We start from the raw sequence: 25,872 nt of genomic DNA on the forward strand, positions 1-25,872 counted from the left end.
TGAGGATCAGAAAGCTTGTTTGAATCGATGTATTTCATCCGCAGATTATGCACGAATGCTAAGAAATCCGGAGTGCAAATATTAACCAAAAAGAAGATCGTTTTTTGATTTATGAAAGAGATCTAATGGCGCAGCGTCTAAATGCACTGAACTTATCTCAAGGTTTTCCTGATTTTCCTGCACCTCCAGCACTGTTAAATGCGCTAAGTGATGCGACGCAACAGGGTTTTAACCAATATGCACCCGGCGATGGACTGATGCATTTGCGTGAGCAATTGGTCCAACTGTTTGCCCAACGTGACCAATTAAATATTGACCCTCACACCGAAGTCACCATTACCCCGGGTGCAACCATTGGTATTTTTAGTGCCATTCAAGCTGTGGTTCATGCGGGTGACGAAGTGATTATTTTTGACCCGAGCTATGACAGTTATGCGCCCAGTGTAAAATTGGTTGGGGCTCATCCCATTCATATTGCCTTAGAGACGCCCCATTTTACTGTGGATTGGAATCGTGTTGCCGCTGCAATTAACCATAAAACCCGAATAATTATTGTCAATACACCGCATAATCCAACAGGTGCTATTTGGGATCGTGAGGACTGGCTCAACTTGATCGAACTGATTCAAGATAAAAATATTATTGTGCTGTCGGATGAGGTCTATGAGCATTTAATTTTTGATGGTCGTCAGCATCTATCTGCTTTGTCATTTCCTGAGCTGCGTGAACGTAGTTTTGTCGTGGGCTCATTTGGTAAAACCTTTCACGTCACAGGTTGGAAAACCGGTTATTGCATTGCAGCGCCAGCCTTGATGCAAGTGTTTCGCCAAATCTATCAATTTGCCAATTTCTGTGGAGTTACGCCCGTACAAATGGCATTGGCTAACTTTATGGCAGAACATCCTGAGCACATTGCTGAATTGGCCGATTTTTACCAAGCTAAACGTGACCGTTTCAATGCGGGCTTAAGCCACTCTAGATTTGAGTTGATTCCATCGGCAGGTACCTATTTCCAAAACCTTGATTACAGTGCCATACGCCCAAATTTAAGCGATGTGGAAATGTGTCAGTTGTTGGCAGAACAACATAAAATCGTGGCGATTCCTGTCTCAGTGTTCTATCAAAAACCGCCTGAAAATTTACGATTATTACGTTTCTGTTTTGCCAAACAAGATGCCACCTTAGATCGAGCTGCAGAGATTCTCTCCACAGTTTAAAGCAGTATCTGCCAAAACGTTTTTTTAAAACAGACATGTAGAAATAATGAAGCCTTGGTTACTCAAAAACTAAGGCTTTTTTGAATGCCAACATGATAGTGTTATCAGTAACTTAAAATCATAAAAAGCCGTGTCTAGGACCTGAGCATGTCAAAACAACAGTCCCTCGTTACTCAGCAAAATTTATGGAAAACGTTTTTAGTTTTTCTGGTGCCTTTGATCGCCACCAATATTTTGCAAAATTTATCTGGGACCATTAACACCGTTTTTGTCGGTCAGATGCTTGGGGTGCATGCCATTGCAGCGGTTGCGGTATTTTTCCCGATCTTGTTCTGTTTAATGGCTTTTGTGATTGGACTCTCGGCAGGTGCAACCGTGTTGGTAGGGCAAGCTTGGGGCGCGCAGAATCTTGAAAAAGTTCGTACCGTCGTGGGTTCCACGCTGTTTATGACCTTGATTGGTGGCAGCATCATTGCCTGTTTAGGGGTGATATTTGCCAAGCCCATTTTATTGGCCTTAGGCACAGCCCCTGACGTGATGCATTTATCTTTGCCTTATGTGCAATGGATGCTTGCCGGTAGCCCACTGCTCTTTATTTATATTATTTATACCTCGATTTTGCGTGGGGTCGGTGACAGTACAACACCGCTGATTGCATCGGGTATGACCATTGGTTCAGGGCTGATCATTACACCAGTACTGATTGCAGGAAAATTTGGATTTCCAAGTTTAGGTATTATTGCCCCTGCCATTGCCAGTCATATTGGCTTTTTAATTGCCTTGGTATTTTTATATTTCTACTTAAAAAAGAAAGATCACCCGCTCAAACTCGACTTCGAGTTGATTCGTCATATTCGCCATCAACATGATCTTAGTAAAATTATCTTAAGACTGGGGATTCCAACGGGTATTCAGATGGTCACGACCTCTGTGGCCGGTCTCGTCATTGTCGGTTTAGTTAACCGCCATGGGGCTGATGCTACTGCTGCATATGGCGCGGTCAATCAGGTTTTGAACTATATCCAATTTCCGGCCTTGTCCATCGCGATTGCGGCTTCTATTTTTGCAGCACAAGCCATCGGTTCGGGTCATTCTGAATTAATTAATCGCGTGAAACGTACGGCCATCGGGATGAATTTCATAATTACTGGCATCTTGGTGGCATTGGGCTATTTATTCTCTAAATATTTAATGGCGCTGTTTATTACAGATCCTGAAGTTGTGGTTCTCGGTCAAGAATTACTGTTCATTGTGCTTTGGTCGATTTTATTTTTTGGTGCCAGTGCTATTTTTGCTTCCATTATGCGGGCCAGCGGAACGGTGACCGTGCCGATGATTATTAATATTATGGCGATTATTTGCATTGAAGTGCCGTGTGCCTACCTATTCAGTGAATGGTGGGGCTTAAAAGGCATTTGGTATGCCTATTCTTTGGCCTTTGTCAGCTTATGTATTTTACAAGGGCTGTATTACCAATTGGTATGGAGACGAAAAGCCATCAAAGTATTGCTATAAAGTTTGCTAATAGCGTTCAATGCCAATACACGCTTTAAGTTTACATATGGAAAATCTTGTACTGATCCATGCATAAAGTTTGCCGTTAAACTGCTGTTTATTTTTCAACACATGGCTTTATATCCTGTTGATTTATCTACACTTAGAACCAATTAAAATTAAAACCCTCTTATTTTCAAATAATTACGGTTTGGCATAGATTTTGTTCTTATCCCTTTTATCTTTTAAGAATAATTGGGATGAGAAATTTTTATGTCTAAACGTCAAATAAAGCTTGGGGCTTTTATTCCAACTACCTCACAGCATGTCGCAGGTTGGCGTCATCCTGAATCTCGCCCACAAGATCATCTCAATATTGATTATGCAATTGAACTGGCAAAAACCGCAGAACGTGGTTTATTCGATGCTTACTTTCTTGCCGATGGTCTGTCTGTCCGTTGGAGTTCTGCTGTCGAAGGTGAGAAAGGTTTGGGCGATAAAGGCGTCGGCTTTGAACCTGTTACATTGTTTGCTGCACTGTCGGCTGTGACGCAAAATATAGGCTTTATTGCTACAGCATCCACGACTTATGAAGACCCCTACATTTTGGCGCGAAAATTCGCTTCTTTAGATCATATTTCTAAAGGTCGTGCTGCGTGGAATGTAGTAACGACAGCCTCTGCCGATGCCGCAAAAAACTTTAACATTCAGCAGCACCCTGAACCCAAAGAGCGTTACGAACGTGCCGATGAATTTATTGAGGTGACTCAAAAACTTTGGGACTCATGGGAGGATGATACCTTCCATTACAACAAAGAAACTGGGCAATTTTTTGATGCCCGAAAACAACATCAGCCCAATCATCAGGGCCAATACTATCAGGTACTGGGTGCTCTCAACGTCTCTCGCCCACCGCAAGGCTATCCGGTGATTGTTCAAGCTGGGCAATCTGAAGATGGTCGTGAACTAGCCGGTAAATATGCCGAAGTGATTTTTACAGCACAGCAGAACTTAGCAGATGCGCAAGCCTTTTATCGTGATGTCAAAAACCGCTTAGTGAAATATGGCCGCCATGCAGATGATCTCAAAATTATGCCCGGGGTTTCGATTTTTGTTGCCAAGACAGCACAAGAAGCCCAAGAAAAATATGACTTTTTAAATAGTTTAATTCACCCAGAAGTGGGTTTAAGTTTATTGTCTGCTTTGGCAGGTGGCATTAATCTGGCCAAATTTGATCTAGATGCCCCTTTCCCGAAAATAGAAGATGCAGACATTAATTTCTCCAGTCGTCAGCAGATGATGATTGATATTGCCCGGAAGCACAATTTTAGTATTCGTCAGCTCTATCAATATATCGCTTCAGCCCGTGGACATTGGACCTTGATCGGCACGCCTGAACAAGTCGTAGACCAACTGCAGGAATGGTTTGAGAATGACGCTGCCGATGGTTTTAATGTCCTACCGCCAACAACACCTGCGGGGTTAAATGATTTTGTCGATCTCATCGTTCCTGAACTACAACGTCGCTGTCTATTCCGAACGGCTTATGAAGGCAAGACCTTACGAGAAAACTTAGGTTTAAAACGACCTGAAAACCAATATGTTTTAGAAAAAAGACATACCTCCCAAGCCTCATAAACCAACGCTTGATAAAACTGAAAAACAAATGCCCCAACTGGGGCATTTTTATGGACTGAAATTGATCTAGCTTAAACGATGATCATACTGACTATATTTGATAAGCCTAAAAAAGCCCTGAATTCGGGGCTTTTACATTGTCTATGAGATGGTCAATCCAGACTTACCATGCAAATTTATAATCGGCAAATCGGTGAGATAAAGGTTCAAGCAACTGATCTTTTACTGGATCACTAAAGTCAGTCAAAATGTCATTTTTAATATTGGTCAAACGGACATCTTCGCGTTTACGCGGATGGGCTAAATGAATATCTACAATACGTTTAATTCGTCCCGGATGTGGCTGCATGACCACAACCCGATCACCCAAAAATACCGCCTCTTCGACATCATGGGTGACAATAATCATGGTGATTTTTTCACTTTGCCAAATTCGCTGCAATTCATCCTGTAGATTTTGACGGGTCAATGCATCGAGTGCACCAAAGGGTTCATCGAGCAGTAAAATCTGTGGTCGATTCACCAAACTACGGGCAATCGCCACACGCTGATTCATCCCACCAGACAACTGCGAAGGATAAGCATCTTTAAATTGGGTTAATTTGACCAACTCTAAATGTTCATCAATCAATACATCTTCTTCTGCACGGCTAAACTGACTTTTATGCAAGGCAATCCGTACATTTTCCCGTACCGTCAACCATGGAAACAGGCGATGATCTTGAAACACGATGCCGCGTTCCAAACTCGTGCCCTGTATAGGCTGACCATCAACCAAAATTTGGCCCTGAAACTGACGCTCTAGACCAACCAATAACCGTAATAGTGTGGATTTTCCGCAGCCACTACTTCCCACAATACTGATGAACTCACCCGGCTGAATATTCAGGTTAATGTCCTCAAGTACGGTTAAGTCTTCTTGCTTTTGTGTGGGATAATGTTTCGTTAGCTGCTGAATAGAAACCGAACCAGCTTGTTCTACGCTCATATCATTATTCTCTATTTGTGCTGACAAACTTTGCTGGACTAAACCTTAGAGTTTAGCCAGTGACACTTCCGTCGATTTAATTAACACCACTACCTCTGAACCTACTTTTAAGTCTAAATCCTTCACCGAACGCGTCGTGATCACGGACGTAAAAAAGCCCGCTTTGGTTTCCACATCAATTTCTGAAACCACAGGACCCTCTACGATTTCATTAATCACGCCTTTGAATTGGTTTCGCACATTTACTGAAGTAATCGCCATTTTAATTATGCCTTTTGTTATTAAGAGAGCTTTACTATAAAACAGTTCAATCACTTGCTATATCTTGATTTATCCTTTAGTTATCCCGATTTTATTTATCTTAAAATCAGATAAATAATCCATACATGAATTTATCGGTGAAACTGATATTTAAATATCGAATTATTATTTATCTTTTATTTTTAAATCTTTCATCATGATCTGCATTTTCAACAACTATAAGAAACGATATGTCTATTTTGACCCACCCTGCAGTGCCCTCTGCACTGAAACATAAACGGGCAACAGCGACTGTCTTTGCAGACCCGTTATCGCAAGCGTTGTTGTCTCGAATTGAACAAATTGCGCCGAGTGAGGCCAATGCACTCATCATTGGTGACACAGGCACAGGGAAAGAGTTGGTTGCACGCCAAATCCACCAACTGAGCCATCGTGCCAAAGGTCCTTTTATCGCGGTCAACTGTGGTGCCTTTACCGAATCCTTGGTCGAAAGCGAACTATTTGGACATGAAAAAGGAGCGTTTACAGGGGCAATTAATAGCCGTGTCGGTTGGTTTGAGGCAGCCCATAATGGCACCTTATTTTTAGATGAAATTGGTGATCTGTCCTTACCAATGCAAGTCAAATTACTCCGTGTTTTACAAGAAAGAGAGATTGTTCGAGTCGGCTCCCTCAAATCCATTCCGATTAATGTTCGGATCATAGCCGCAACCAATGTCGATTTAGAGCATGCCGTACAAGACGGGCGTTTCAGGGAAGATTTATTCTACCGCTTACATGTGGCGTTGTTACGCATTCCACGTCTCGCAGAGCGTCGTGGCGACATTTTGCCTTTGGTCAAACACTTCATTCAGGTCTATCAAACCAACCCACATGACACACCATTACGCCTCAGCCAACTGGCTCTCAAAAAACTCAGTTTACATAGTTGGCCGGGCAATATTCGCGAATTAGAAAATACCATTCAACATGCGATTTTAGTCAGTGAAAAAGGTGTGATTGAACCGGAAGATATTAGTTTTTCGAGTATTCAAAGCGCATCGTCATTTTCACGTGCAGAACCCTTTAACTTACAAAATGCCACCTCGGCTGTAGCCAATATCAAGGACATTCAAGATGCTGGACAGTTACTTGAGCAGACCTTTTTACAAATTTTTCAAGCCGCAAATCAACTTAAGCAAGACAATATTAATGAGCTGATTGAAGAAAAATTTATCCGAAGTGCATATCAGCACTGTCAATACAATCAAGTGCATACGGCTCGTTTGCTTGGAGTGACACGCAACGTGATTCGTACTCGCCTGATGAAATATGGCTTATTATAAATAAGTCATATTTTTATTTTCTCCACATTAAAATAATAATCCATACAAAAATGATAAATAAATATTCATCCACATTATTTTTTATTCATTGCATTATTTTAAATATAAAAAATCAGCAATAAAAAAACCTCGGTATATCCCGAGGTTTTTTTATTTTTCTATTTCGTCTAGATTATTCCACGGGGTTACGTTTCCACGCTGTGAAGTATTTCTCTAGACCAATCAAGAAGTAGTTAAAGGATAAGCCTACAAGAGTAATGACTAAAATCCCCACAAACATTTGTGGAATTTCAAAGCTGAACTGCGAATAAATAATCAGATACCCCAGACCTGCTTTGGCACCAAACATTTCTACTGCCACTAAGGCCAAAATCGAAATCGCCCCTGCTAGACGGATACCGACAAAAATCGTGGGTACGGATGCAGGTAGAATCACTTTTCGGAACAATTGATAGGGTTTTAAGCCCATGGTTCGTGCCGATTTAATCAGTAAAGGATCGACTGTTTGTACGCCTGTAATGGTGTTCAATAAAATCGGCCATGTGCATGCATACACCAACAAACTGATTTTTGAGGTTTCACCAATGCCTAAAAATAAGATGAACAACGGCATTAACGCCAGTGCTGTGGTATTACGAAACAGTTCTAACAATGGATTTAAGGTTTCAGCCACGAGCTTGTACCAACCAATGATGAGACCCAAAGGAATGGCGATCGCTAGGGCCAAAATGAAACCAATAATGGAACGCTTTATACTGGCCAAGAAATGGATGCCTAATTGCCCGCTTTGATATAGCTGCCATGTGGTTTCCAACACCACAGATAACGGCGGCAAAAAGGCTGGATTGACCACACCACTACGCGGCAGAATCTCCCACAGCAGGAAAAAAGCCACGATGGCAATGGTGCGTTTAAAGACCGTGTTTAACCATGTGAACTGTAGTCGGGGTTTAATGTCGTTATAGGTTTGCGTATAACTGATGGCTTGTTTAGTCGATGACATAAATAAATCCTCTGAATATTTTAGTTATGTGCAAGCTGTTTATGTTTTTCGAAGGCTTGCGCTTTTATCACTTCTTCACTGAGCAATGACCAAATTTTGTGGCGAATTCGGCCATATTCAGGCAATGAACGGACATCTTCACTAGAACTGCGCAGGCTTTGCGGAATTTCAATCACTTCCTTAATCCGCCCCGGTCTTGATGTCATAATCGCCACACGCTGACTCAGATAAATCGCTTCATCAATACTGTGAGTAATAAAAACGATGGTTTTTTTCGAGCTTTTCCAGATATTGATCAACTCGGCTTGCAAGGTTTCTCGGGTTTGCGCATCCAAGGCAGCAAAGGGCTCATCCATTAATAAAATTTCTGGTTCATAAGCCAAACTTCGGGCAATCGCAACCCGCTGCTTCATCCCGCCGGAAAGCTCATTTGGATAATGCTTTTCAAAGCCACTTAAGCCTACAAGCTGCAAATAGTATTCGGCTTTTTCACGGCGTTCTTTTTTTGCTACGCCTTTGGCTTCTAGACCAAATTCAATATTTTCCAGTGCGGTTAACCATGGATAGAGCGCATATTGCTGGAACACAATGCCACGGTCTAAACCCGGTTGAGTAATCTGCTTGCCACTCAGTAAAATCTGCCCTGCCGAAGGTTTGGTTAAACCCGCAATTAAGTCTAATAATGTAGATTTTCCGCAGCCACTTGGCCCCACGATTGAAACAAATTCACCCGGCTGAATATCCAAAGTGACATTTTCTACGGCAACAAATTCAGGCTTATAGTTTTTACTGCCGACATGGTTTTGTGCAGGAAATACCTTACGCACGTGATCTAAATGTAATGCACTGGTCATTGTTATATTCCTTTTGATTTTTGGTCGTTCGCATAGGGATTAAATTCATTGCTATAGATGCGACTGACCTCAATTTGATTTGGTTTTAATTTGTGTTCTTTTTCTAAGGCACTCACCCATGGGGCAAAATCCTGATCTTTTTGCACACCACCCACTTCGTGGACACCTGTGCCTGTGTAATATGGAATCAGTGCTGTATTTTCATTGCGTTGACGTTTTTCAATAATGCTTTCCATACGGGCAATGATTTGCTCTTTCGGCGTGTTGTGTAGCCATTCCTGAGCTTTGGCCACGCCACTGACAAAAGTACGAGCCAACTCAGGATGCGCTTGAATAAACTCTCCACGCATCGAAAAACTGCCTGCGGTAAAGGGCCCGTATAAATCAATATCTTTAAAGATGCTACGTACACCACCATGTTTTAAGGCCCGTTTTTCCAAAATGCCTGAGAACACCGCAATATCAATTTGACCATTCCGTAGAGCTTGTTCTGAGCTCACTGGTGGCAACATAATCAGCTCAACTTGTCGGATTTCATCGTCAGTTAAGCCATGACGAGCCAAATAGTCTTTCACCACAAAGTCATAATGTGCCCCGTAGGCATTCACTGCGACTTTCTTGCCAATAAAGTCTCGTGGGCCACGTATAGGACTATTTTCTAGCACATAGAAACCCACGTTTTGTTCAGCATCACTGCCATAAGATGCGACGACTGGGACCACATCTAGACCCGCGGCAATAACTTTCACCACAGCGCCATTAAAGGCTCCAGCGAAATCAACATCTCCTGCCACCAAGGTGAGTAAATCTTGTGGCCCACCTTGTACTGTGCCGACATAACTGAGTTTAATGTCGCCTAAATAGCCCAAGTCTTGTGCCAACTCAGGCAAAGACACCAGTCCCGGATAGCTTTGATATCGGAGTTCTTTTAAAGCCATTTGCTGAGGTTCATCCACTTGCTGCGTGCTGCAACCCACCAAGGCTGTGCCACCGACCAAGGCAGCTAAAAATAGGCTACGCCAGAGTTGAGGAATGTTATGGATTGTCATTTTTTTCATTGTTATGTTCTCCTATCCAACCTGCTGCCAAGCTAAAACTTTACGTTCAACCCAAGTCAGTACCGTATTGAGCAACACGCCCACAGCACCAATCAGCAACATGCCAAAAATAATCAGTTCGACATCAAAAGCCTGACGCCCTTGAATCACGATATTGCCCAGACCATTGCCATAGTTCGCCAATAAAAATTCAGAGCCAATAGTGGCAAGCCATGCGAAAATCAGCCCAAGTTGTAAACCGACAAAAATCTGAGCCGAAGCGCCGGGCAAAATCAATTTACGAAACGCGTAGGCCTTGGGAAATTGATAGACTTCGGCCACTTCACGATATTTATGCGAAATACTGCTCACACCTTCAAAGGTGTGTAGCGCCACGGGATAAAACACCGATAAGGTAATAAACAGCACTTTGGCGCCGTGTCCCTCACCTAAAAAGGTCGAAATTAGTGGCAACCATGCAAACAGCGAAATTTGACGCAATACATGAAAGCTCGGTGCAAATAACCAATTCGAAAGGCGTGAACTCGCGATCAAGATCCCAAACAACACACCTGCTATCGCACCTATGCCATAGCCAATAAAATTACGTGCCAAACTTTCGGCAAAGCCTGTCAAAAAGCTCGGTTGTTGAAGCACGATCACAGCTTTTTGCAGCACGAGCCATGGACTAGGAATCAACTTTGGATCGACCCAGTTTTGCTGTGAAGCCACAGCCCACAGTGCGATAAATGCCACAGGTAGAACGAGTGCTTTTGCTGTTTTAACTAAGACTTGGCGCGCTGCCGCGTTTAATGAAAGGATGCTCATGGGTTGCCTCCTACTCGGGTTGCGTGAAAGCGTGCCGTTTTTTCTAACCAAGCCAGCAAGGTATCTAAGACATAGCCCGTAATACCAATCATGATGATCGCCATGAAGATCAAGTCCATCTGCATTAGCTGACGTCCCCACACCATGAGATAACCAATTCCTTCACTACTCGCTAATAATTCGACAAAAACCAATGCCAACCACGCCTGGATAATGCCTTGACGTAAACCACTGATCACACTGGGTAGTGCAGCTGGGAAAATCACTTCTTTGAGTTTCTGCCAATTGCTGTATTGGTAAACCTCTGCCACTTCCATCAAACTATTCGGCACATGAGTAATGCCCTTATAGGTTGCAATCAACAGCGGTGGTAACACAGCCAATGAAATAGCGGCAATCTTCAAAGCCTCATCGATGCCTAAGAAAATCATCAATAATGGAATCCAGCCAACTATGGGAAATTGCGCAACAAGATTCACCGTCGGAAAAATAAAGTCCCGACTACGCTTTGCTAATCCCAACACAGTACCAAGCAAAATCCCGACACTGGCACCAAGCAAGACACTCCATAAAATACGTTTGGCACTGATGGCAAAATGAAAACTCAATTCACCGCTTTGCCATAATTCGACTGTGCTTTGCCACACCAGACTCGGTGCAGGTAAAATCTGCTCAGGCAACCACTGTTTAAGTGTTGCCACATACCATAGACCGAACAACAAAACTGGCATCAGGAGTCCACACGCCACTTGCAAAGTTAGTTTTAAATAGGTCTTAAAAAAATCCAACGCACTTCGGTCACTTTGCAAGGGAACCGAATGTGCAGATACATCCGTAAGGCTCATAATTCTTGTCCTTTTACGCTCTGTTCTGAGACATCAGGTTTTAAAAATTGAATAAATTCCTGATCTTTGCTGATCAAAATAATCAGACCAATAAACACCAGCCCGATCGGTAAAAATAAATTTTGTAGTCCAACCTGTGCGCCAAATACGGCGCCTATCAAGCCACCCAACAGCCCACCCGAAGGTCCGACGAGGGCTAAAATTGGAGAAATCTTAGCCATCGCAGTTTGCTCACCGACTCGGGCGAAAGACATAAAATTGGCGATATGCAACATACCGAGTCCAAGTCCAAACATGACCGAAGCAGGCCACATCAACAGCGTGATTTTGCTTAAGGCTAAAATCAGTAATGCCGTTGCCATCAGGCTTAAGCCAATTAAATAAAACTTTTGATAACCCATCAGCTCAGCCAAACCGCCCATGCTAAATAGCGAACCCACAAAGACAATGCCTTGTACGGTCAGCAGCATCACTGCCATCGGCTCTGAAAGTGCAAAACTTTGGATAGCGATCACGACAATGAAAAAGCCAAAGTAGTTATTTGCCACGCTGCTCAAAAATTCCAATATGCAAACAATCCGCAGTGAGGCATGGGTTTTGATGAGTGCCAAAGGCGCCACAATATCCCGCCATTGAAAATGCGGGCGATTCGTCACTTGCTGAGTGCTACGTTGAAAGCACCACGGAGCCAACAGCAAGGTGCCTAAAAAAAGCAAAGACACCACATAAAAACTTCCTCCATAGCCGAAATGCTCGATCAACAACACACTCAGCGCAGGTGCAATCAGGAAATAGCCCATCATGTGCGAACCACGAAACCACCCCGCACGGGCTGGACCTAAACGCTTTAAATTGCTTAGAAAAACGGTATTGATCGAAACAAAACGCATAGGTAAGACAAAACTCACCAAGGCAGTCACCGCAAAGAGATACCATGCACCTGCTTTGAGTGGCGTTAAGCTATAGACCACAGCACCCAACACACTGCCGATGCAGAATATTTTCAAAGATCCAAAGCGCTGTACCAACGCGCCAATCGGCAATGCCATGATCAAAATGCCAAAATTTTGCGCTGCAGAAATTAACCCCAATTGCAATTCGGTGGCTTCTAAATGCACGGCATACAAGGAAATTAAAACTCGTGCGACACCTACACCCAGTCCAGCCAAAATCGTGAGCAGCACAAAACTGCTCATAAATTTGGTGGTTAATGGACTGGCAATTACATTGCTTTCAATCGGACGACTCATGGCTGCGACTTACTTCGGTTGACCTTGAGCATTAAATTGGCGCCAGTAACCCTCTAACTTCAGCTCTTTCAAGGCATTATTTAGATACTTAGGCTCATACCATGTTTTGGTATCGACATCACGACGTATTAAGCGAGCGTCTTTGGCAATTTTTAAAGCACTATCAATTTGTGAACGGTGGAATTCATCGAGTAGCGGTGTAGTACGGTCCTTTAAATTCCAGCCATCCCACGTTTTTTGATAATCCACCAACGGAATGCCACTTTGTGCCCAAAGTTTATATTGCGCACTACGATTAGCTTCTTGAGAACTCCACTGCGCTTGTTTAATCAGTGTCGTCACGACACGTTGCACTACCTCTGGATATTGTTTTTCAAAACTTTCTGTCACCCAAAAGTGCGCAATCGGCGCAACTTTGGGATCTTTAATTTCTAGTAATGTTTTCGCCACACCACGCGCTTGCAAACTAAACGGTGAAGTAATCGTGGCATCAATATCACCTGTCGCTAACGCGGTACGCGCCGAATAGGCATCTTGCGAAATCACTCGTAAATCGCGCTCAGTTAAATTGTATTTTGCTAATACACGGTTAAAGACGATCTGACCATTGGTGCCTTTAAAGACGGAGAATTTTTTGCCTTTGAGATCTGCAAAGGATTTGGCATTAGAGCCGGCAGGCACCACCACATAAGTTGGGCCAAAACGCCCTGTTGAAAACAACACTTTGGTTTTTAATCCCGTCGAACGTCCAACCAATGAGGGCAAATCGCCATGCAATGCAAAGTCAACTTTGCCATTGGCTAAAGCTTCATTGGTTGCAGGGCCTGCTCCTGGGAAGAACAGCCAATTCACCTTAATGCCATCTTTTTTAAATTCTTGTTCGAGCACACCTCGTAAATGTGCTGTAGCTACAAAACTACCGCCCACTTTGGGTTTACCCCCCTCACCCGCGCCTGATACAGAAATACGAATTTCTTTGGGATTGGTAGCATGCAATTGAACGCTTAAACCAAGTGCTGAAAGTGCCAAGAATGTGGCTGCGATTTTTTTAGAGATAATTTTCATTTTAAATGTTCCTTAATGGTTTAAATATTTGAATTAAAAGGTGTACTGAACCTGAGCTTGCAGCTCATTGGTGTCTTTTTGATTTGCCGTTTCGACATCAAACAGATAGTGATTCAGCTGTAATTGGAATTTTGTGGTTTGCGCAAAAAATAGGTTTAAACCCAAAGAGTGAATGTCATATTCACCAATACGACCGCTCGCGGTATCGAGATAGCTTGCGTTGTTTTTATTCGGGTTATAGCGGTCAAAACGGTAATAACCTTGGACTGACTTCGGCCAGAAATCATCAAATTTGGCGTTGGATTTAATACTGTTGTAGAACTGATCACCCAAGGTGTAGAAAGCGGTAAAAGTATGCCCTTCCGCTTTGGCTTCTTTGATGTCTTGGGCTACGGTATCAACATAATCGGTCTTGCCTTGCAGATATTCATAGGTCACGCCAAATGGGGCATGGTTATAATAAATATCGAAACCCAAACGATCACGTTTTGCAGCATCATCAGTGATTCCGCCGGCTGAAATTTTCGATTCACCTTTGATATAAGAGGCCCCAAACTTCAACTCACGGAAAATGCTGGCGTAGTCCACTGGCAAGGTAAAAGCCACACGACCGATATAATCTTTGCCGTTGTTGTCATCTGCCTTATTACTGGCGTTCCCATTGGTCACCCCTAAGGCATACTCAAACAGCGGCGCACGGTAGTTCGATGCAAAGTCGACAAAAGGTTGGGCATCCCCACGGACGATAAATCCATTTTGACGATTAAACAGTCCTAAAAAGGTCGAAGCTGCAGCGGTACTAATGGTCGGACGCAAATCTTCAGGAGACTGCACATCTAGACCAAAGGGCAATAACTGCTGACCGAGTGTAAAGTTGAGTTTGGCAGTTTCAGGGCCCGCATTGGTGGCAAAAGCGTTATAGCGAACAAAGGCATCTAGTAAGTTAAAGTTACTGTTATTGGTGCCATCATTGCGTTTGCCATAACCAAAGGACAATTGATAGTCGAGGTTTTTGCCTTCGTTATAATCACGGAATAAATTCCCGCGTACACCGATCAGCGCAGTCCCAATATCAAATGTCGATTTGGTTGCACCTAAGACACCCATTTCATCGAGCGCACTGGCACGTAGTTGAACCGTGCCATACAGGGTTGTGTCACGGGTCGATTTGGTGGTTTGACGTTCATATTGACGTGACTGATCGTACTTATAGTTTTCAATATCTGCACGTAAGCCGTCGATATCTTCGGATGTTGCTGTGGTCACTTCTGCAACCTGCGTTTCACCTTCAACATCAGCGGCGTTGCTCGTATCTTCTGTCGTCACAGTGGCCGTTTCGACGACTTGGCTTTTCGTCGTACCAGATTCCACTGCATTTAAGCGTTTTTGCAAACTCTCAATTTGTTGTTTTAAGCTGCTCAGTTCTTGCTGAAGTGCTTCATCCGAAGCAAAACTCAGCTGACTGGTTGCGGATAAAATCAGTCCGACCGCAACGGTTAATGTGGTTTTTTTCATGATTTGGTTTCACTAACATTTTTCCCAAAGCGCAAAATCCCCCAACCCCATGCAAGGTGCATGAAGTGAATGTACTGCGTGGGTTTTTTTAAAATTAATCTGAGTGGTCGTAGGTTTTATTCAACTTATGCACGACCGAAACTCGAAGACAGCTTTTAGAATTTAAGCGCGCATCATCGCGAGTGTCATAGCACAACAACATGCCTGTTGCAGGACACGAAAAGCAGAAAGATATCGATGCGTAAAAGTACTCATAAATGTTCCATACAGTGGTGAGTTTTGTTCACTCTAATATGGCAACAACTGTGCCAACATTTTAAGTTATTATTTTTTAAAGTTTTATTATTTAAACCCGATAAATCCTGTTGGTTTTAACACCTAAAAACTGTTGGTTATTCAACAGTTGCTTATTTCAAATCATCAGATATCTCCATTTTTATATCTCATTTTATGAAATAATAAATACGCCTTGGGCTTTCCTTCGGGCATAAAAAAACCCACTGACGTGGGCTCTTTTCAATTGATTTTAATTACCGCTTATTGACCAAATTTAGTCGCCATGGCAGTTAATTTTTGATAACCCGTCGGTAGCAAACGTTGAATTAAATCAATCACTTTTGCATCATTACCAATCAATAAACGGCGCTTATCTTTTTGTACTGCTTCAATGATTTGACGAGCCGCTTCTTCAGGTGGACAACGCAAGAATTTATTAAACGACTGTGCCGATTTTTGTGGGTTCATGCCTAAACTTTTCAAGCTGTCATTCATTTTTGCGGCATTGGCAATATTGGTACGAATCCCGCCCGGATGTACACATAGCGCACTCACGCCACAGTTTTCAATATCCAATTCTTGGCGTAAAGATTCGGTAAAGCCACGTACTGCAAATTTAGTGGCATTATATGCCGACTGTGTTGGCTGTGCAGTTAGACCAAACAAGCTGGAAATATTGATGATATGGCCTTCACCACTTTGCTTGATATACGGTAAAAATTCTTTGGTGCCATAAACCACACCCCAGAAGTTAATATTGACAATCCACTCCAGTTCTTCGTAGCTTGCCCCTTCAACGGTCGTACCCAATGCCACACCCGCATTGTTAAAAATCATATTCACCGAACCATGATCTTTAACGGTCTGTGCTGCCCATGCTTTCATTGCCGCAAGGTCTGACACATCGAGTTTTTGCGTGGTTACACGTACATTGCTGGCTTTCACTAAGTCTACGGTTGCCGCAAGACCCTGTTCATTCACATCGCTTAAAGACAGATGGCAGCCTTGTTTCGCCAAAAGCACTGCCAATTGCTGACCAATACCTGAACCTGCACCTGTAATGGCAGCCACTTTATTTTTGAAGTTTTTCATTGTGATTCCTTATTCCTTTATGCTGCCGCTTGGCTTTATCACAGCGTGATCTCATTTGCCAATGTGTGCAGTTCGTCGACTTAATATAGTTTTGACAATACATATTGTCAATGTCATCTTAGGACGTGCTAAGCTGTTGAAATCGCCAATGCTTAAACATAGGTTTAAACTGAAATTATTGCTAAAATAAGATAAAATTCTGCTTTAGTTCAGCGTATATTTTCATGACAGATGCAACAAATCACACAGAACAACAACAGGCAAAAAATGTGAAGGAACGTCAATTTAAAGGGCTTTCTCTCAGTGAACGTAAGCAAGCGCGACGTGAAAAACTGATTGAAGCCGGTATAGAAGCCTATGGTACACATGGCTTTTTTTCAGTGACTGTGAAAGATATTTGTTTGGAAGCCAAGCTGACCGAACGCTATTTTTATGAATCATTTAAGAAAAGTGAGCAACTGTTCCAAACCATTTTTTTAAAATTAATCGATGAACTGCAACAAAACGTGATGCAAGCCATCATGCAAGCATCAACCGATTCTAAAAAAATGATTGAAGCGGGTTTAACCGCCTTACTGTTAACCTTAAAAAATAATCCACGTATGGCGCGCATCATTTACATCGATGCCATGTTGGTACAAGAGCTACATAACCAAGCCACGATTAATGAAACCATGATGCGCTTTGACCGTATGATTCATGCCTTTGTCATGCTCATGATGCCGAATATTGATCGTTCAGAACGCGAAATTTCAATGGTCGCAACAGGTCTCAATGGTTATGTCACCCAAATCGCGATTCGCTGGGTCATGAGTGGTTATAAACAACCGATTGACGAAGTTTTATCGTCATGTAGCGTGGTCTTTTTGGCCTTGTTGGATGCTTTTTCTGAAAAACCCAGGAAATAAATTCTGAGCTCAACACTGATCTTTACAATTTTTTGAATGATTTTTTTGTGACAACAACATGATGCAAAGCCCATGTTGTTGAATATTTCAGGATTTAAATTGTCACAATTTCTTTCTAAACCCCAATGAAAGATCATTTTTGCAATGATACTGTCATAATTAATCTTTGTAATAAGCCTGTCATAAATATAAAACGGTCTACCGTTTACATAAAATAGGGTATTGCGCTGTGAAAGATGACTATATTTTAATCGTCGACGACGAACTCCCGATTCGGGAAATGATCCATACTTCACTGGATATGGCTGGTTTTCAATGTCAGCAAGCTGAAGATGCCAAACAAGCGCACCAAATGATTGTGGATCAGCGTCCTGCACTGGTTTTATTGGATTGGATGATGCCTGGTGGCGTGAGTGGTGTAGACCTATGTCGTCGTTTAAAACGCGATGAAAATTTGTCAGAGATTCCAGTCATCATGCTCACTGCGCGCGGTGAAGAAGACCATAAAGTTCAAGGTCTAGACGCGGGCGCAGATGACTACATGACCAAACCCTTTTCCACCCGTGAGTTGGTGTCACGCATTAAAGCGGTGCTACGTCGCTCAAATGCATTGGGTGGTGAAAAAACCATTGATGCCAATGGCTTAATCCTCGATCCAGTCAGCCAACGTGTCAGCTTTGGCAACACCATTTTAGATATGGGACCAACTGAATATCGTCTACTGGCCTTTTTCATGACTCATCCTGAACGTGCCTATACCCGTGCTCAATTATTAGATCAGGTTTGGGGTGGAAACGTGTATATTGAGGACCGTACCATTGACGTTCATATTCGTCGTTTGCGTAAAGTTCTTGAACCTTTCCAAGCCGATCGTTATGTGCAAACTGTTCGTGGCACAGGTTACCGTTTCTCTACCCGTGCAGACGCTGTGATGGGTTAGTCATTTTAGGTCTTTAATTTTCTATGTACGAACCGTATCCCGTCCCTGAACTTGCCAGTGAACATAAAAAATTCCGTTACAGCAGTTTATGGACTTTTGCCAAGCAGGATTTAAGACTGCTGGCATTTTTCCTGCTCATTGCTGCACTCATCGGCTTTGGTATCGGGTACTTATGGATCTGCATCTTAATTGCCTTTGCAGTGTTCTTTGCATTGCAAATGCGTTCACTGTACTTGGTCAACGAATGGATTTCAAACCGTCCCTATGATGTCCCGCCGAATTTAGACGGCATTTGGGGGGCTTTGCTCTTTAATGTATACCGTGCGCAGCGCCAAGAACGCATCGTACAAGCTGAAATGGTCGGCCTAATTGACCGCGCTCAATCTTCCTTGGTGGCACTTGCTGAAGCGGTGGTATTGATTGATGAATTACACCAAATCGAATGGTGGAACCCTGCCGCAGAAAAGCTTTTGGGGATTCAACAGCTCGATCAAGGGCGCAATATTTTAAGTATTTTAAGACAGCCCAGTTTTATCGAATACTTTACCAATATCGATTTAGCACCCGATGGTTTGAAAATGAAATCATCGGTACTTGAAGACCATTATGTGCAAGTGAAATTGACCCGTTTTGGTCGCGAAAGTCGATTACTGGTGGCCTATGACGTCACACGTATGCATAACCTTGAGCAGATGCGTAAAGACTTTGTCGATAATATTTCACATGAGCTACGCACACCGCTCACGGTTTTAAGTGGTTATATCGAAACCTTTACCGATCAGGAAGATTTAAATCCACGCTGGAAACGCGCATTCGATCAAATGCAGTCTCAAACCCGCCGTATGAATGCTTTGGTTAATGACTTGTTATTATTATCTCGTCTGGAAAATGATAAAAAAGTTGCTAAAAATCAAATCATTGAAATGCCCAGCCTAATGAACCAACTATATGACGATGCACATGCTTACAATGTGGATTATGGACATACACTGAATCTCGAGATTGATAGTCACTGTGACCTGATCGGATCAGATATGGAATTGGCGAGTGCCTTTAGCAACCTCATCACCAATGCGATTAAATACACCCCCAAAGGCGGTACTGTGACCATTGGATGGCATGATGATGGTACGCATGGTTATTTTACTGTTGAAGATACCGGTATCGGGATTGACCCGAAACACTTACCCCGTTTGACGGAACGTTTTTATCGTGTGGACAGCGCCCGTAGCCGCCAAACGGGGGGCACAGGTTTAGGTCTTGCCATTGTAAAACACGTTTTAATGCAACATCAGGCACACCTTGAAATTGAGTCCAAAGAAAATCGTGGCTCACTGTTTAAGGTGGTCTTCCCTAAAGAACGCTTGTATCACGTGAGCTAAGCAGAATCATCCCGCCGGTCTTGCTGTGCTTCCAACTGTTGTTCTTGTTGTTTGGCACGGCGATATGCAGGACGCTGTTGCATCCGTTGTAAGAAAGCCTGAATTTGTGGATATCGCCCTTGCGTTCGGGTCATGACGGCTTCTAATGGAAACGTCATCTGAATATCCGCAAAGCTAAACGGTCCCGCAAAATATTCATTTTCCGCTAAATGGTTTTCTAAAAACTCGATATTTTCTTTTAAGCGAGGTCGTACAAAACCTTTTTTGACCCCATCACAAATGCGATTAGCTACGGGTTTGATGACCCAAGGTACATGTCGTGGCACATTGCTCATGACCAACTGCATCACCAACAACGGCATTAGAGAACCTTCGGCATAATGCATCCAAAAGCGATATTGTTGTTTTGAATGTTCCGCCTTGGCTGCAAAAAAATCATGCCGATCATACTTCTCTTGTAAATACTCCAAGATCGCTGCAGATTCTACCAAGACCAGTCCATCATCCTGCAATATGGGCGACTTCCCTAAAGGATGGATGGCTTTAAGCTCAGGGGGAGCAGACAAATTTGGCTGGCGCAGATAAAACTGAACCTGATAATCCAGTCCTAATTCCTGCATTGCCCATAAAATACGAAATGAACGAGATTTTTCTAGATGATGTAGCACCCGCATGGGTTCATCTCCTATTAAGGTGTTTACTGTTGCCGTTGCGACGATACCCATAATGACTCCCTCATGGTTATGCCGCACCATTTTCACCACAGGTACGGCTGTTCATTTTTATTTTTAAGTTAACGTGATGGACGCATTTTATCAGGGAAAGCCGGTGCTTCTAGTCGTGGACCATCATAGTCTGGAATAGAGCCAAAGCGTTCGTCCTGATTAATCCACTGCTCACGGGCAATATTCAATTCTTCTTGTGTGCGCCCCACAAAATTCCACCACAGCAGAATCGGTGATTCAAAAGGTTCACCTCCTAATAATAAAACACGGCCACCTGCATGTAGGTCAATTTTGACTTGGGTTAAGCCCGGCTCAAGTACCACCATATTGTCTTCATTTAGCTCGTGACCATTGATACTGGCAGTCCCTTCGAGGGCCATAAAGCCATATTCAAATTTTGGATTGAGCGGCAAGACGGTACTTTGACTTTCCGAACTACGCAGATCGACACCCAATAATTCACTATGTACTTTTACCGGCGATTTAGTCTGTAAAAATTCACCGACCAAGACCGTCAATTCAATCCCGTCTTGTGTCACCACAGGCAATTCTGGGTAATGGTCAAACTGGGGCGCCATATTGATTTTGTCATCTGGCAATGCAATCCAAAGCTGCGCAGCATGCATTTGTGTTTCAGACTCTGGAGCAACCTCAGTATGCGAAATACCATAACCCGCTGTCATGAGATTGACTTGTTTGGGCTGAATTAACTGATGTGTGCCCAAACTGTCGGTATGCATCATGGTGCCATCAATCATCCATGTAAATGTTTGCAAACCAATATGTGGATGCGGCCCAACATCTAAGCCATCACCTTGAGGAAAATGCACTGGACCGGCATGGTCAAGGAAACACCATGCACCAATCATCCGTTTATGCCGACTCGGTAAAGCACGTTTTATCACTGTGCCTTGACCAATTTCAGCACGGCGCAGTGGAAATTCTTGAATGAACTGATTGACGTATTTTTCACAATCGTCGGAATGAGATATTTCTGTGTAATTGGTATTGGTCATATTCTTACCCTAAATTTGGCTAAGCCGATGCAAGGACTATCGGCTAGACCTATGCATTTTTTTCCATTATATCTGCATTAACTCAATCTTCTTCAGCTGTCATTAATACGCTGAATCACAGAGATAGGACAATCGTTTTTTTGTTGCCTAATATGACATATAGCATAACAGTTATCGATGCTTCTTTAGACAAACCCAATGCAAAATTACTTGTTAAAATCACGTGAAATGTAAATCTAAGTAACACAAATTAACACTCACTTTTAACCAAACAATACCAAATAATTCACAAATCATTGAAATAACGTGTTTAATTTTAAATAAGAATAATATAGATTATTTTAGTTACATAAATTTACATACAAACCATGCTCACCTGTCGGTAATCTTGCATGATCAATGAGTATAAGAAAGAATCACGTGCACTGATCCAAAAAGCCTTGAAAGGAACCTTTGTTCGCGTTCCTGCTCAATTTCGTCAAGAATTTTTCCACTACCATCGTCGTCAACTTTTTAAATTCTTTTTGCAAGTCAACATCGTGGCTCAATTGGCCTATCTCTCTTATGCCATCGCGGATTGGTTTATGTTGCCCGATGTGGGTTTGCTCGCGATAGGCTTAAAAACGGCCTATACCTTACTGATGATGGGCATCACATGGGGCATTTATACATATAGTAAGAGCATTTTACTCTTCGACTTGATGCTTCCCCTATCGATCGTTGGTGCTTCTGCGCTGTGGTTTAGTCTACTCAATTTATCCAATAGTCCCGATGTGCCGATCTATTTATATGCATCTTTGGTTTTTATTGTACTAGCCAATTTATGTGTACAAATCCGCTTTAAAGCTGCTGTGCTCATTTCTCTGTGTATCAGTCTAATCTTGCTGATTGGGGTGTATTTCGCCGTTTCTGGCGATATCCATCAACTGCAACTGTTTATCTTGATCTATTCTCCCGTGTTGTTATTTAGTTTGTATATCAGTTGGAATTCAACACAAAAATCCAGAATTGTTTTTTTACACAGTAAACTCGATCAGTTGAACCGTGAAGCGCTCAATATTATGGCGCATACCGATGTGCTGACTGGCTTAAACAATCGGCGTCAATTTATTCAACTTGCCAATTATCATATTCATCATCAGTCCAAACTGTTGCAGGCACTTTCATTACTGATTTTTGATGTCGACAAATTTAAAAATATTAATGATCAGTTTGGACACTATATTGGTGACCATGTTTTACAACAAATTGCAGAAACGTGCCGACATACCTTACGTAGCCAAGACATCATTGCCCGCTTCGGCGGTGAAGAATTTATTATTCTTTTACCGCAGACACACCTGCGTCAGGCTCAAGATATTGCCGAACGCCTACGACGGGCAATAGCCGATGATTATTTAGAACTTGATACACTACAAAAACTTAAATTTACCGTTTCAATTGGTGTTGCCGAATTTGGTCAAAAGAACCGAGATTTACAAAGTGTCATTCGCATGGCCGACCAGGCACTTTATCAAGCAAAATCTGCAGGACGCAATCAAATTTCAACTTATAAAACAGCAAGTTAATAATATATTTTGTAACATTCATCAGACGATTTTTTATCATTCATTCGAAAAATCCCTAGTTTCAGGTAGATATTTTTGTGTGTTTTTTGTTCATAATTTGTCCTAAGCCATTTATGGAGAAGGGACATGTCTGTTGATGTACGAATGAGTTCTCGGACTAATTCGTCTGCTCAGGAAGTTCGTAAAAATCATACTCATACTTTGAAACTTTCTGAGTGTGATCTTGCCAATCGTGCCGAGATTGAACAAGCCATTGCAGATCCTTTTGCACGTATTCCTACGCAGTTTAGAAACTATTTTCTACAACATCAGTATGCCCATCAGTTACCTTATTTACGTCAAGTGAACTATATGGCGCAGATTACGTTTCTTCTTTATTTTTTTGCTGACATTTTTATTATCCCTGACATGTTCTTTTGGTCAGGTCTTTCTCGAGTGGCCATGATTATTGCTGCCCTATTGGTCAGCTTCTATCTGTTTAAATACAAAAAAGATATTCGTGTGCTCGACATGATCTTACCGATTGGGACAGTCTGTAGCACCGCGATTTGGATTGGCTTATTACTGGCTTCAAATAGCCCAATGGTCTCGTCCTATATCTATGGTGCAGCGATCTTTATCTTGATTGCCAATGTCTGCGTACAAACACAATTTAAGCCCGCCTTGTATTGTTCGGGCCTCATTTCGCTATTGGTATATTTTGCGGTGAGTCAGCTTTTATCATGGCAAGAAGCACTGATTTTTGTGGTGGTGTCTATTCCTGTTTGGATGATCAGCCTGCATATGAGTTGGAACAATACACTCAATGCACGTCGTCATTTTTTACGTACCCTACTTGACGACTGGAATATGCATACGCTGAAAAATCTAGCGCATACAGATGAGCTCACCCAGTTATATAACCGTCGTCAGTTTGTTCAGTTGGCTGAGCATCGCATCCATGAATGGCCAACGCCTGCAAGTACTTGCTTATTGATGTTTGATGTCGATCATTTTAAACATATTAATGATAATTACGGGCATGATGTTGGTGATCAGGTACTGCAATGTATCGCTGAAACCACCCGCAAAGAAATGCGCCAAAAAGATGTCTTGGCTCGTTTTGGTGGTGAAGAATTTATTGTGCTGCTGTCTGAAACGCAAATACAGGATGCAATGTTAATCGCAGAACGTATTCGTTTAACGCTTCAAAATCAATCTTTGCTGAATGTCGCAAATCACCCGATCCAATTTACCGTTTCCATTGGTGTTTCACAGCTTAAATCACATAAACAAAATTTAACTGAACTGATTAAGCAAGCTGATATTGCGCTGTATCAGGCAAAAGAAAATGGCCGTAACCGTGTAGAGCGCTATGATTCAAGCATGAAACCCGAACGTAAATCGACAAAGTCTTGGCAAAGCTTTACCCATAAAGCAAAGCCCAAAGCTGAACCGAATAATGAAAGCGATAGTAGTTGGTCAATTGTTTATAAATAGAATGTTGAGATATAAAAAAAGGACGCTGAAGCGTCCTTTAAGTTTATTTAAAAACTATCTTCATCAAAACGGTCTTGATCTATTTTATAAATATGGAAACTTCTTTCAATTTGAATACCCAAGCCAAATTCAATCATGAGAGATGTAAGCTTGTCACCATCAATTAAAACAATGCCTGATTTCTTTGCTGACTCAATTGCTTCTTTACTAAAACAAGAAGTAGTAATAAATACGCCCTTTTTCGCCACTTGATCAGCCAAAGCTCCCTTAAACTGTTGAATGTCAGGGCGCCCCACCGTATTTTCCCAACGTTTAGCTTGAATATATATTTTATCTAAACCTAAACGATCTTCACTGATAATACCGTCAATGCCACCATCACTGGTTTTACCTATTGCTTGGGCTGCGTCTTGATGTGAACCGCCATAACCCATTATTACCAACAAATCGACAACTAATTGCTCAAAGAATTTGGGTGAATTACTTTTAATTTTATTTAATAGCTCATCTTTAATTGTTTGATTAAGCTCCTTTGATGATTGTTCGATTATTTCTGCAGGCGTCAAATGTTCTGTTTGAATAGATGTAGCATGCTCTTCTATTAGAACTAGATTTTGAATATTTTTATTATGGTTAGAACCAATTTTATAATCAGAAAACCCTTCAAACTGCATCAAATACTGATTAGTTATATTGGATAAGCTGGACAAATCAATAGACCAACCTAAAGTACTTAATTCGCAAAGACCACGTGATGGTTGTTGTATCAAACCTGCTTTAACCAAATATGTTTTCGCCCAGCCAACACGATCATAAAATACTGTTTTTGTACCACTAGATAGCCTTAAATTTAAATCAGCTTCAGATAACCCAGATCTTTCAGCTAAAATTTTTGTGGCAGAACTTAATTTTATTGCCTCTTTTTGTTCTGCTAAAAGTTTCATTAATGGAAGCATCAACTGATCGTATGTAGGCAATGACATTTAACTTGCTCTTTTTAAAATAGTATTTTTCATAATTATAAACAAAAAAAAGGACGCTGAAGCGTCCTTTTTTTATTAGAAATATTTAGGTTTCCCTAAATAGCCACAGGCATAGCCTTTGCCGTAATTTAGGCAAGAAACGTTGTTTCTTGAAATCCAAAACTGCCGCGAGCATAGCTCTTG

The 25,872-nt window shown here is 42.1% G+C and carries 22 protein-coding genes and 1 pseudogene; 9 read left to right on the forward strand and 14 right to left on the reverse strand.

All coding sequences use genetic code 11. From position 1 onward, the window contains the following. Positions 1-125: 125 nt before the first annotated feature. From FTT88_RS08730 to FTT88_RS08740, 3 genes and pseudogenes are all read left to right on the forward strand, one after another. A pseudogene (locus FTT88_RS08730) lies at positions 126-1,217 on the forward strand (methionine aminotransferase); the annotation flags it as partial. Positions 1,218-1,364: 147 nt separating this feature from the next. Continuing rightward, on the forward strand, positions 1,365-2,732 hold the full coding sequence (locus FTT88_RS08735) for an MATE family efflux transporter (RefSeq protein ID WP_180173870.1): 1,368 nt from the start codon (positions 1,365-1,367) through the stop codon (positions 2,730-2,732). Between the two features lie 252 nt (positions 2,733-2,984). Then, positions 2,985-4,349: an LLM class flavin-dependent oxidoreductase gene (locus FTT88_RS08740; protein WP_180173871.1), complete on the forward strand. Its 1,365-nt coding sequence runs from the start codon at positions 2,985-2,987 to the stop codon at positions 4,347-4,349. Between the two features lie 163 nt (positions 4,350-4,512). On the opposite strand, the gene FTT88_RS08745 is transcribed toward FTT88_RS08740, so the two are convergent. Then, on the reverse strand, positions 4,513-5,337 hold the full coding sequence (locus FTT88_RS08745) for an ABC transporter ATP-binding protein (RefSeq protein ID WP_078191493.1): 825 nt from the start codon (positions 5,335-5,337) through the stop codon (positions 4,513-4,515). A gap of 45 nt (positions 5,338-5,382) precedes the next feature. Beyond that, positions 5,383-5,598 carry a molybdopterin-binding protein gene (locus FTT88_RS08750; protein WP_067765474.1) on the reverse strand — a complete coding sequence of 72 codons (216 nt, stop codon included), beginning with the start codon at positions 5,596-5,598 and terminating at the stop codon, positions 5,383-5,385. Positions 5,599-5,828: 230 nt separating this feature from the next. Here FTT88_RS08750 and FTT88_RS08755 point away from each other — a divergent pair, with 230 nt between their 5' ends. Further along, positions 5,829-6,923, forward strand: a complete 1,095-nt coding sequence (locus FTT88_RS08755; protein ID WP_180173872.1) for a sigma-54-dependent Fis family transcriptional regulator — start codon at positions 5,829-5,831, stop codon at positions 6,921-6,923. A 172-nt stretch (positions 6,924-7,095) separates the two neighbouring features. Here FTT88_RS08755 and FTT88_RS08760 read toward each other — a convergent pair whose 3' ends face one another. From FTT88_RS08760 to FTT88_RS08800, 9 genes are all read right to left on the reverse strand, one after another. Further along, a complete protein-coding gene (locus FTT88_RS08760) occupies positions 7,096-7,926 on the reverse strand; it encodes an ABC transporter permease (protein WP_168378818.1) in 831 nt (276 codons plus the stop codon). 20 nt (positions 7,927-7,946) lie between these two features. Next, positions 7,947-8,780 carry an ABC transporter ATP-binding protein gene (locus FTT88_RS08765; RefSeq protein ID WP_180059670.1) on the reverse strand — a complete coding sequence of 278 codons (834 nt, stop codon included), beginning with the start codon at positions 8,778-8,780 and terminating at the stop codon, positions 7,947-7,949. Between the two features lie 2 nt (positions 8,781-8,782). Further along, the gene (locus FTT88_RS08770) at positions 8,783-9,838 is read right to left on the reverse strand and encodes an ABC transporter substrate-binding protein (protein WP_257222539.1); all 1,056 of its coding nucleotides are present in this window, start codon (positions 9,836-9,838) and stop codon (positions 8,783-8,785) included. Between the two features lie 12 nt (positions 9,839-9,850). Then, positions 9,851-10,645: an ABC transporter permease gene (locus tag FTT88_RS08775; RefSeq protein ID WP_180105969.1), complete on the reverse strand. Its 795-nt coding sequence runs from the start codon at positions 10,643-10,645 to the stop codon at positions 9,851-9,853. After that, positions 10,642-11,490 carry an ABC transporter permease gene (locus FTT88_RS08780; protein ID WP_180105968.1) on the reverse strand — a complete coding sequence of 283 codons (849 nt, stop codon included), beginning with the start codon at positions 11,488-11,490 and terminating at the stop codon, positions 10,642-10,644. The genes FTT88_RS08775 and FTT88_RS08780 overlap by 4 nt, the downstream gene beginning before the upstream one ends. Then, entirely contained in the window at positions 11,487-12,740 is a 1,254-nt protein-coding gene (locus FTT88_RS08785; RefSeq protein WP_180105967.1) for an MFS transporter, read from the reverse strand. The genes FTT88_RS08780 and FTT88_RS08785 overlap by 4 nt, the downstream gene beginning before the upstream one ends. 9 nt (positions 12,741-12,749) lie before the next feature. Further along, the gene (locus tag FTT88_RS08790; protein WP_180105966.1) at positions 12,750-13,805 is read right to left on the reverse strand and encodes an ABC transporter substrate-binding protein; all 1,056 of its coding nucleotides are present in this window, start codon (positions 13,803-13,805) and stop codon (positions 12,750-12,752) included. Positions 13,806-13,838: 33 nt separating this feature from the next. Next, positions 13,839-15,320: a carbohydrate porin gene (locus FTT88_RS08795; protein WP_180105965.1), complete on the reverse strand. Its 1,482-nt coding sequence runs from the start codon at positions 15,318-15,320 to the stop codon at positions 13,839-13,841. 537 nt (positions 15,321-15,857) lie between these two features. Next, complete coding sequence (locus FTT88_RS08800; protein ID WP_180173873.1) at positions 15,858-16,688, reverse strand: SDR family oxidoreductase; 831 nt, start codon at positions 16,686-16,688, stop codon at positions 15,858-15,860. 224 nt (positions 16,689-16,912) lie between these two features. On the opposite strand from FTT88_RS08800, the gene FTT88_RS08805 reads away from it, so the two are divergent. From FTT88_RS08805 to phoR, 3 genes are all read left to right on the forward strand, one after another. Next, entirely contained in the window at positions 16,913-17,596 is a 684-nt protein-coding gene (locus FTT88_RS08805; RefSeq protein ID WP_180105963.1) for a TetR/AcrR family transcriptional regulator, read from the forward strand. 229 nt (positions 17,597-17,825) lie between these two features. Next, the gene (phoB, locus tag FTT88_RS08810) at positions 17,826-18,536 is read left to right on the forward strand and encodes a phosphate regulon transcriptional regulator PhoB (RefSeq protein ID WP_078191504.1); all 711 of its coding nucleotides are present in this window, start codon (positions 17,826-17,828) and stop codon (positions 18,534-18,536) included. 23 nt (positions 18,537-18,559) lie between these two features. Then, positions 18,560-19,918: a phosphate regulon sensor histidine kinase PhoR gene (gene phoR / locus FTT88_RS08815; RefSeq protein WP_078191505.1), complete on the forward strand. Its 1,359-nt coding sequence runs from the start codon at positions 18,560-18,562 to the stop codon at positions 19,916-19,918. Here the strand turns inward: phoR and FTT88_RS08820 are convergent. Together FTT88_RS08820 and FTT88_RS08825 are read right to left on the reverse strand one after the other, a co-directional pair. Beyond that, complete coding sequence (locus FTT88_RS08820; protein ID WP_180063309.1) at positions 19,915-20,592, reverse strand: glutathione S-transferase family protein; 678 nt, start codon at positions 20,590-20,592, stop codon at positions 19,915-19,917. The genes phoR and FTT88_RS08820 overlap by 4 nt on opposite strands. 119 nt (positions 20,593-20,711) lie before the next feature. Next, positions 20,712-21,659 carry a pirin family protein gene (locus tag FTT88_RS08825; RefSeq protein WP_078194052.1) on the reverse strand — a complete coding sequence of 316 codons (948 nt, stop codon included), beginning with the start codon at positions 21,657-21,659 and terminating at the stop codon, positions 20,712-20,714. Positions 21,660-22,051: 392 nt separating this feature from the next. Here FTT88_RS08825 and FTT88_RS08830 point away from each other — a divergent pair, with 392 nt between their 5' ends. Beyond that, a complete protein-coding gene (locus FTT88_RS08830; RefSeq protein ID WP_180173874.1) occupies positions 22,052-23,227 on the forward strand; it encodes a GGDEF domain-containing protein in 1,176 nt (391 codons plus the stop codon). A 144-nt stretch (positions 23,228-23,371) separates the two neighbouring features. Beyond that, entirely contained in the window at positions 23,372-24,706 is a 1,335-nt protein-coding gene (locus FTT88_RS08835) for a GGDEF domain-containing protein (RefSeq protein ID WP_171262679.1), read from the forward strand. A 47-nt stretch (positions 24,707-24,753) separates the two neighbouring features. On the opposite strand, the gene FTT88_RS08840 is transcribed toward FTT88_RS08835, so the two are convergent. Next, positions 24,754-25,689, reverse strand: a complete 936-nt coding sequence (locus FTT88_RS08840; RefSeq protein ID WP_078191511.1) for a restriction endonuclease — start codon at positions 25,687-25,689, stop codon at positions 24,754-24,756. Between the last annotated feature and the right edge of the window lie 183 nt (positions 25,690-25,872).

Origin of the sequence: Acinetobacter sp. YH01024 (assembly GCF_013420195.1) — a bacterium.
GTDB classification, from domain to species: domain Bacteria; phylum Pseudomonadota; class Gammaproteobacteria; order Pseudomonadales; family Moraxellaceae; genus Acinetobacter; species Acinetobacter amyesii.

Excerpts from the sequence above, each read along its gene's own strand:
- FTT88_RS08735 (WP_180173870.1), top strand. The coding sequence starts at position 1,365 with ATGTCAAAACAACAGTCCCTCGTTACTCAGCAAAATTTATGGAAAACG.
- FTT88_RS08740 (WP_180173871.1), top strand. The coding sequence starts at position 2,985 with ATGTCTAAACGTCAAATAAAGCTTGGGGCTTTTATTCCAACTACCTCA.
- FTT88_RS08745 (WP_078191493.1), bottom strand. The coding sequence starts at position 5,337 with ATGAGCGTAGAACAAGCTGGTTCGGTTTCTATTCAGCAGCTAACGAAA.
- FTT88_RS08750 (WP_067765474.1), bottom strand. The coding sequence starts at position 5,598 with ATGGCGATTACTTCAGTAAATGTGCGAAACCAATTCAAAGGCGTGATT.
- FTT88_RS08755 (WP_180173872.1), top strand. The coding sequence starts at position 5,829 with ATGTCTATTTTGACCCACCCTGCAGTGCCCTCTGCACTGAAACATAAA.
- FTT88_RS08760 (WP_168378818.1), bottom strand. The coding sequence starts at position 7,926 with ATGTCATCGACTAAACAAGCCATCAGTTATACGCAAACCTATAACGAC.
- FTT88_RS08765 (WP_180059670.1), bottom strand. The coding sequence starts at position 8,780 with ATGACCAGTGCATTACATTTAGATCACGTGCGTAAGGTATTTCCTGCA.
- FTT88_RS08770 (WP_257222539.1), bottom strand. The coding sequence starts at position 9,838 with ATGAAAAAAATGACAATCCATAACATTCCTCAACTCTGGCGTAGCCTA.
- FTT88_RS08775 (WP_180105969.1), bottom strand. The coding sequence starts at position 10,645 with ATGAGCATCCTTTCATTAAACGCGGCAGCGCGCCAAGTCTTAGTTAAA.
- FTT88_RS08780 (WP_180105968.1), bottom strand. The coding sequence starts at position 11,490 with ATGAGCCTTACGGATGTATCTGCACATTCGGTTCCCTTGCAAAGTGAC.
- FTT88_RS08785 (WP_180105967.1), bottom strand. The coding sequence starts at position 12,740 with ATGAGTCGTCCGATTGAAAGCAATGTAATTGCCAGTCCATTAACCACC.
- FTT88_RS08790 (WP_180105966.1), bottom strand. The coding sequence starts at position 13,805 with ATGAAAATTATCTCTAAAAAAATCGCAGCCACATTCTTGGCACTTTCA.
- FTT88_RS08795 (WP_180105965.1), bottom strand. The coding sequence starts at position 15,320 with ATGAAAAAAACCACATTAACCGTTGCGGTCGGACTGATTTTATCCGCA.
- FTT88_RS08800 (WP_180173873.1), bottom strand. The coding sequence starts at position 16,688 with ATGAAAAACTTCAAAAATAAAGTGGCTGCCATTACAGGTGCAGGTTCA.
- FTT88_RS08805 (WP_180105963.1), top strand. The coding sequence starts at position 16,913 with ATGACAGATGCAACAAATCACACAGAACAACAACAGGCAAAAAATGTG.
- phoR (WP_078191505.1), top strand. The coding sequence starts at position 18,560 with ATGTACGAACCGTATCCCGTCCCTGAACTTGCCAGTGAACATAAAAAA.
- FTT88_RS08820 (WP_180063309.1), bottom strand. The coding sequence starts at position 20,592 with ATGCGGGTGCTACATCATCTAGAAAAATCTCGTTCATTTCGTATTTTA.
- FTT88_RS08825 (WP_078194052.1), bottom strand. The coding sequence starts at position 21,659 with ATGACCAATACCAATTACACAGAAATATCTCATTCCGACGATTGTGAA.
- FTT88_RS08830 (WP_180173874.1), top strand. The coding sequence starts at position 22,052 with ATGATCAATGAGTATAAGAAAGAATCACGTGCACTGATCCAAAAAGCC.
- FTT88_RS08835 (WP_171262679.1), top strand. The coding sequence starts at position 23,372 with ATGAGTTCTCGGACTAATTCGTCTGCTCAGGAAGTTCGTAAAAATCAT.
- FTT88_RS08840 (WP_078191511.1), bottom strand. The coding sequence starts at position 25,689 with ATGTCATTGCCTACATACGATCAGTTGATGCTTCCATTAATGAAACTT.